The 7,484-nt window shown below is 38.8% G+C and carries 7 protein-coding genes; 6 read left to right on the top strand and 1 reads right to left on the bottom strand.

The annotated features are described in order from the left end of the window. The 5 genes from ACRCJ0_RS07710 to ACRCJ0_RS07690 form a co-directional block, all read left to right on the top strand. Positions 1 to 817, top strand: an 817-nt coding sequence (locus ACRCJ0_RS07710; protein WP_431390081.1) for a substrate-binding domain-containing protein, incomplete at its 5' end; no start/stop codon positions are given. A gap of 112 nt (positions 818 to 929) precedes the next feature. Next, complete coding sequence (locus ACRCJ0_RS07705) at positions 930 to 2,294, top strand: CapA family protein (RefSeq protein WP_069285510.1); 1,365 nt, start codon at positions 930 to 932, stop codon at positions 2,292 to 2,294. A gap of 302 nt (positions 2,295 to 2,596) precedes the next feature. Beyond that, complete coding sequence (locus tag ACRCJ0_RS07700; protein WP_069285509.1) at positions 2,597 to 2,860, top strand: ACT domain-containing protein; 264 nt, start codon at positions 2,597 to 2,599, stop codon at positions 2,858 to 2,860. Between the two features lie 21 nt (positions 2,861 to 2,881). Further along, positions 2,882 to 4,240: a PFL family protein gene (locus tag ACRCJ0_RS07695; RefSeq protein ID WP_418151553.1), complete on the top strand. Its 1,359-nt coding sequence runs from the start codon at positions 2,882 to 2,884 to the stop codon at positions 4,238 to 4,240. A 123-nt stretch (positions 4,241 to 4,363) separates the two neighbouring features. After that, positions 4,364 to 5,194: an aldo/keto reductase gene (locus ACRCJ0_RS07690; RefSeq protein ID WP_026466178.1), complete on the top strand. Its 831-nt coding sequence runs from the start codon at positions 4,364 to 4,366 to the stop codon at positions 5,192 to 5,194. Between the two features lie 251 nt (positions 5,195 to 5,445). Here ACRCJ0_RS07690 and ACRCJ0_RS07685 read toward each other — a convergent pair whose 3' ends face one another. Continuing rightward, on the bottom strand, positions 5,446 to 6,291 hold the full coding sequence (locus tag ACRCJ0_RS07685; RefSeq protein ID WP_269104463.1) for an aminotransferase class IV: 846 nt from the start codon (positions 6,289 to 6,291) through the stop codon (positions 5,446 to 5,448). 497 nt (positions 6,292 to 6,788) lie between these two features. On the opposite strand from ACRCJ0_RS07685, the gene ACRCJ0_RS07680 reads away from it, so the two are divergent. Further along, positions 6,789 to 7,484: alcohol dehydrogenase catalytic domain-containing protein (locus ACRCJ0_RS07680; RefSeq protein WP_431390080.1), on the top strand; the 696-nt coding region annotated here is incomplete at its 3' end.

The following is a 7,484-nucleotide window of genomic DNA, read 5'->3' as shown; positions in this document are numbered from 1 at the left end:
GACGACAACTGTTGGGGTATTATTACCAGATATCACGAATAATTTCTTTAGTGCTTTAGCTTTAGGGATTGATGATATTGCCTCAATGTACAAATACAACATTATTCTAGATAATGCAGATAATAAAAAAGAATCACAAGTTCTTTCTAATATTTTAGCAAAACAAGTAGATGGTGTTATCTACATGGGTCACCAATTATCTGACTCTGTTCGTGAAGAAATCAACCGTACAAACACACCGTTTGTATTAGCCGGTTTAAACGATGATAAAGGCGAAATTCCTTCTGTAAATATCGACTACACACAAGCTTTCTATGAAGCTGTTTCAGGTCTATTTGCACAAGGATACAAAAATATTGGTTTCCTAGCGGCTAAACCATACTTTAACAATAACCTAGACCGTTACAATGGTTACTTAAAAGCTTTAGAAGAAGCTGGTAAAGAATTGGACAAATCATTATTATTTGAAGTGCAAGACTCTCGTTTCAAAAACGGTGAAGACATTGCCCAACAAATCCGTGATTCAAAAGCTGACGGTATCGTTGTCGTTGGTGATGAGTTAGCGGTTAAAGTAACAAACCATATGGTGGATAATGGTGTGAAAGTACCAGAAGAATTCGCTATTGTGACGTCAAACAACACTTCCCTAACTGAAGTTGTTCGACCAACTTTAACGTCAATTGAACCACCTTTATATGATATTGGTGCCGTTTCAATGCGTATCTTAACAAAATTAATGAACAAAGAAGAAGAAATCGAAAACCATGTAACCTTACCACATAAATTTGTTTTACGTGATTCAACCAAAGATGCATAAAGTGAGAAAGGCCCTCAAAGCGAAATGCTTTGAAGGTCTTTTTTTTACCTTGTTGTTTGAAAATTCTTCCATTATCATTAATGTAATGAATTGGGAGAGGTGTTGGATTTAGATGAAGAATAAGTTGAGCCAGGGTAACCGAATATTACTAATGATTATAGCCATTGGACTAGTCTGTCTAGTGGGCATTGCACTTGCCTACAAGGGGATTGTTTCACCAAGTAACGCCAATGAAAACGGGGATGAACAAGGGGGAAACGATACGCCAGTCATACAAGTGCCGTCCTTTTTATCAAATCTGCCGGCTAAGGAAACTGAAGACCAGTGGCAGGGTGAGGATGGGACTTTTGTCTTGCGGTCGGTTGGAGATGTTTTGATCCATTCGGAGGTGACAGCAACAGCGGATACGACAGCGGAGGTGTTTGCGAATCAAACGGCTTCACTACAGGATGCGGGTGCTCTAACTGGAGACAATTTGATTGCCCATGGTTCAAATAATGGGGACATGGCGGTTGATCTAGGTGTTTCGGACTATAATTTTGACCCTATGGTTGCTAAAATTGCGCCATTTACATCTTATGCAGATTATACAGTGGCCAACCTGGAGATTCCTGCGGCCTATCCTGAATTGCCGGTGGCGACTTATCCGAATTTCAATATGCCTTCATCCATTCTTGGGTCTTTGAAGAGGGCTGGTATTGACGGTGTGTCAACTGCGACCAACCATACGCTGGACCAGTTTGCGGACGGAGCTAACATCACTATGGACTATCTGGATGAAGCTGGGCTCATGTATTACGGGGCTTTTCGTAGTCAAGAAGACCATGACACGGCAAGGATTGTCGAGAAAAATGGGATTAAGTTGGGCTTTCTGGCTTATACTTATGGGACCAACGGCATGGTTCCGCCCGAAGATGAGCCGTGGGTGGTTAACTATGCGGATTTACCAGTGATGCTTGAAGAAGTGGCGGCATTGAATGACCAAGTAGATGCGGTTGTTGTGTCCTTACATTTGGGGACTGAATACGGGACGTTGCCGGATGATGAACAAATCGCTGTGACCCAGGCCTTGGCAGATGCTGGTGTAAAATTGGTGATTGGTGGACACCCACATGATTTACAGCCAGTGAATTGGTTGAATGACAAGGATACCTATGTGATTTATTCGCAAGCGTCATTTATGACTGGTCAAGTTGCAGATGATAATAAACTTGGGGGCATTCATGAGGTGACTTTTACCCGTGACGAAAACGGTGAAGTACAAGTGAGCGTCGGGAAATTCATGCCGACTTATTTTTCAGGGACAGCTCACGAGACTTCATACGAAAGTGTTCCACTAGCGGATTATAAGGGGCAAGATAATGATCAAGCTGCTTGGGTTGAAACCATTCATGACAGGATGATGACTTATACAGAAGAATTTACCTATGCGGATTATTTGGAGACTGCCTGGACAGAGGGCGTTGACTACGAATAATAGCAGTAGGTAGGAGCATGCTAAGAAGCGTGGGATTTACAATGCCTTTACTAAAATGACTTTTGTAAAATGCAATAAGGGATTGATTTTGTATCGAATTCCCCTTTAAATGTCAGCTTTTTTGTGAGAATGTCATCTTTTGATTTTGTTTTCAAATGGCATAGATTATAATAGGATGATATTTTGTTTATTTTGATTAGTAGATATATGTACTTGGCAAAAGAAAAAACAAGAACCTTATTTAAGTTGTCAGAGGGATTTGCATTAAATAAGGGGATAAATCAATTGAAGGATGGGATAATATGCAAGCAGTAATTACAGTAATTGGTAAGGATAAGGTTGGTATTTTAGCGACAGCAGCCACTAAATGTGCTGAATTAAACGCAAATATTGTAGATGTTGAGCAATCAATCATGCAAGACCTTTTTACCATGGTGATGATCGTCAATATTGATGGTTTAAACGTTGAATTTGAGGACTTTAAAAAAGAAATTAAAGATGCATTAACTGCGATGGAAGTTTATGTAATGCACGAAGATATTTTTAATGCCATGCATAAAATTTAAGTCAGTTGAGGAGAAACAAACATGCTAGAAATGAATAATATCATTGAAACAGTTTCAATGATTAAAGACAACAATTTAGATATTCGAACAATTACAATGGGGATTTCACTGATTGACTGTGCAGATCCAGATATCGACCGTGCCTGTCAAAAGGTATACGATAAAATCACTACTGTTGCCAAAGACTTGGTGAAAACCGGTGAAGAAATTGAAGAGAAATACGGGATTCCAATTGTCAATAAACGGATTGCTGTAACCCCAATCTCTCAATTATTAGCGGCTTCAGGTGGCGACCCGTTAAAATATGCCCATATCTTAGATAAGGCAGCCAATACAGTTGGCGTCAACTATATCGGTGGGTATACAGCCTTAGTTCATAAAGGATTTTCTGCTGGGGACCGTGCTTTAATCGAATCAATTCCACAAGCGATGGCTGAAACAGACCACGTTTGTTCATCCGTTAATATTGGGTCAACACGTGCAGGGATCAACATGGATGCTGTTAAAATCATGGGTGAGGTTGTCCGTAAGGCGGCTGAATTAACCCAAGATAATGAAAGCATGGGGGCCTCTAAGATTGTCGTCTTCTGTAATGCTGTTGAAGACAATCCATTTATGGCTGGTGCCTTCCACGGTCAAGGGGAGCCGGATGTTGTGATTAACGTTGGGGTTTCTGGACCAGGTGTTGTCCGCAATGCTCTTGCAGAATTGCCAAAAGATGCATCTCTTGAAACAGTTGCGGATACTATTAAACAAACAGCTTTCAAAGTAACTCGTATGGGACAATTAGTGGGGACAGAAGCCTCTAATATGCTAGGTGTACCTTTTGGAATTGTAGATTTATCATTAGCGCCTACGCCAGCTGTCGGCGATTCTGTAGCTCACATCTTAGAAGAAATTGGTTTAGACCAAGTGGGTGCCCATGGTTCAGTAGCGACTCTAGCTATGCTAAACGATGCAGTTAAAAAAGGCGGTATCATGGCATCATCAAATGTTGGTGGTTTATCAGGTGCCTTCATTCCAGTAAGTGAGGATGCAGGGATGATTGCAGCTGCAGCTAACGGTACTTTAAATATTGAAACGTTAATGTCTATGACAGCTGTATGTTCAGTTGGTTTAGATATGATTGTTATTCCTGGTGATACAACGCCTGAAATTATTTCAGCGATTATTGCCGATGAAGCAGCGATTGGGATGATTAATTCTAAAACAACCGCTGTTCGTGTGATTCCAGCTATAGGTCGCCGTGATGATGAAGTCTTGAACTTTGGTGGTTTGTTCGGTGAAGCTTCTGTTATGCAAGTAAATCGAACTTCTCCTAATACCTTTATCCACCGTGGTGGTCGTATTCCAGCACCAATTCAATCACTTAAAAACTAGTTTTTTTATCATAAGTAAGGCCCTTATCTTTTTACAAAATAAGGGCTTTTATTTGGTTCAATGAATGAATGCGCTTATAATGGAGGCACAGTGGAAACTGAATACGTATTAAGGGGAAATTACATGAATTTATTAAATCAAACATTAACCTTAAATAATGGGGTAGAAGTCCCACAAATTGCATTAGGGACTTGGCAAACACCGACTGCTGAAGCGGTGAGTTCAGTCCGTTTTGCCCTAGACAATGGCTACAAACACATTGACGGTGCTCATGCCTACGAAAACTCTAAAGGGATTGGTGAAGGGATTAAATCTTCAAACGTTAACCGTGAAGACATTTTCATCACAACTAAGGTTCGTGGGGAATCGAAAACTTATGAAGCGGCTATGGACAACTTCTACCAAGAGTTGAAAGACTTAGATACTGACTACATAGACTTATTATTAGTCCACTGTCCAACACCTTGGCGCTTTTTCTCAAGAACTGATGAAAAACGTCCAAGCTTCTATGAAGAAAATATCCAAGTATGGCGCGCTTTAGAAGAGTTGTATGATAAAGGCTTAGTCCGTGCAATCGGGGTTTCAAACTTTAACGCCGATGACTTACAACACTTAATCGAAAACACAAATATTAAACCTGTGGTAAACCAAATCAAGTACCACATTGGCTATACGCAAGACGATATTGTATCTTACTGTGAAGCTAACGACATCATCGTTGAAGGCTACTCATCACTAGGTACAGGCCGCTTATTAGGCAACGAAGATATCAAGGCGATTGCAGACAAATACGGGGTATCCGTACCACAATTATGCTATCGTTATCCTTTGCAAAAAGGCCACATCATTCTACCAAAATCAGTTCACGAAGAATACATTCTTGCCAATGCTGAATTAGATTTCGAAATTTCTGAAGCTGATATGGCAACTTTAGATGCATTCGTTATTGAATAACCTGATGGTCATCCTTGATAAAAAAAGGAGCTAGGAAATACCTAGCTCTAAAAATAAATTCACCGTCAACTTTGCATTTAGCGTAGATAACTTTTTTATTTTGTTATAATTTTGATAGATGGTGAGTCACTCATTTAATTCTTGTGTGTCACTAATCTAGTAAGGTATTTGACTCACTATGCTTTTTAAAAGGATAAAAAACCTTCAACTCTTTCTGGTTTAGAATGAGTTGAAGGTTTTTTGTTAGGAGACTAAGTTGTTTTGCAATCTCCTTTTTGAGTATCTTTTTTAGAGGCAATATACTGTTTCACTAAGCGATCGTATTCACGCATAATTGACGAAATGACCGGTTTTTTTATCGACTCTAATGGGATGGAATCGATGGAAGCTATAGGCAATACATCGTTACCCGTTCCTGAAATAAAAGCGCCATCGATAGTATTTAATTCCGTCACAGGAACATTTTGTTCAATAATATCAATTTGCTGTTGTTGGCAAATAGCTACAACTTTAGAACGGACAATACCTAAAAGAACATTTTTAGCAGGAGAAGTATAGAGTTTATCCCCTTTAACAACAAATAAATTTGAACGACTACCTTCTGTGACGTTACCTTCTTGGTCGACTAACAGCACTTCATATGAACCTGTTTTTTCTCGTTCCGCTAGTACAGTTTTTTGATACTCTTCACGTTGGATCTTGATATTCGGATCTTCTCTTTCCAAATTCAACAAAGTTGTTTTAATGCCATTTTGATAATAGCTCGCAGGCGGATAAGAACTTTTAGTGAAGAAAGCCAGTAAACCAATGTCTTTATTCCAGATCAATTTGATATTTTGATCAAAGGCACCATTCTTATCTATAAGTTGGTATAACCGATTGATTAAAATATCATCTGAATCTGTTAAAGGAATGCCGACAGCTAGAGCAAACGCTCTGAATCGGCGCAAATGATCTTCCAAAAACAAAGGTATGCCTTCTCTAACGCGAATCACTTCATACACGTTTTTTCCTGTTAATTGTTCAAATGGATGCAAGTTGTCTGTGGATACTTCTTGATCATTATGATAGTAAAATTTTTGTTCAACATATTCCATATTTTTCATCCTCTTTTATTTAATCATTGTGGTTAATTTGTTCAGGAGCGTGTTAATGGTCTATTTTTAAATAAGTTTATCACTTTTTTTAAATGAAGACAGCAATGTTTTTTTAAATAGTTGAATAGATACTCCTTACTATAAAGTGTAGTGAGGAGTGTAATTTTTTACTAAATACATACTGGGAAAAAGGTATTTAATATCAAATAGGAGCGAAAATAACATATAACTTACATAGAGTGTTAGGGCTTATTTATCTAAGCTATATATCCGTATCAGTCATAGAATAATTATTCACTGTTAGCGACCTTTCAATGCTAGCTTTAGTAGCAAGAATCCCTTGTCGTTTATGAGAAAAGTTCTATGGCACAGCTATAGTGGTACGAAAATAGAGAAGTTAAAACTTAACCGATTACATAACTTTTGACTTATATAAAACCAGATGATAAACTACTTTAAAATATGAAACTATCACTTTTATATGAAGGAGAGATTCTATGCGCGCAGTAACATGGCAAGGAAACGAAAAAATGGAAGTCAAAACGGTCCCGGATCCTACGATTGAAGAACCAACCGATATGATCGTTCGCATTACAGCAACAGCTATTTGTGGTTCTGATTTGCATTTATACCATAACGGGAAACCGGTCATGGAAGAAGACTATGTAGTAGGGCATGAGCCTATGGGTATTGTAGAAGAAGTTGGTTCTGCAGTGACCAAAGTGAAAAAAGGCGACCGAGTTGTTATCCCTTTCAACATTGGTTGTGGAGATTGTCATTTCTGTGCTCATCATATGGAAAGTCAATGTGACAATTCCAACCCTAATCCAACGTTTGATCAAGGCGGATTGTTCGGTTTTGGTAAAATGAACGGAAATCACCCTGGAGGGCAAGCTGAATACTTACGTGTCCCATTTGCAGATTTTACTTCTTTTGTTGTTCCTGAAAGTAATCTACCGGATGAAAAGGTATTATTTCTATCGGATGTACTGCCAACAGCATATTGGAGTGTAGAGCATAGTGGTATGAAACCAGGAGATACAGTGATCGTATTGGGTTCTGGCCCTATCGGATTATTTGTACAAAAATTTGCCAAAATGAAAGGTGCTAAACGTGTAATTGCCGTAGATAACGTCGATCATCGTTTGCAGCATGCGAAAAAAATGAACGGCGTAGAGACCGTGAATTTTTCT

The organism is Aerococcus sp. L_32, assembly GCF_050689315.1.
Note: the sequence above shows the minus strand (reverse complement) of the source record. Positions and strands in the feature narration are given on the sequence as shown.

Coding starts and splice junctions, on each gene's coding strand:
- ACRCJ0_RS07690 (WP_026466178.1), top strand. CDS start 4,364: ATGAATTTATTAAATCAAACATTAACCTTAAATAATGGGGTAGAAGTC.
- ACRCJ0_RS07685 (WP_269104463.1), bottom strand. CDS start 6,291: ATGGAATATGTTGAACAAAAATTTTACTATCATAATGATCAAGAAGTA.
- ACRCJ0_RS07700 (WP_069285509.1), top strand. CDS start 2,597: ATGCAAGCAGTAATTACAGTAATTGGTAAGGATAAGGTTGGTATTTTA.
- ACRCJ0_RS07705 (WP_069285510.1), top strand. CDS start 930: ATGAAGAATAAGTTGAGCCAGGGTAACCGAATATTACTAATGATTATA.
- ACRCJ0_RS07695 (WP_418151553.1), top strand. CDS start 2,882: ATGCTAGAAATGAATAATATCATTGAAACAGTTTCAATGATTAAAGAC.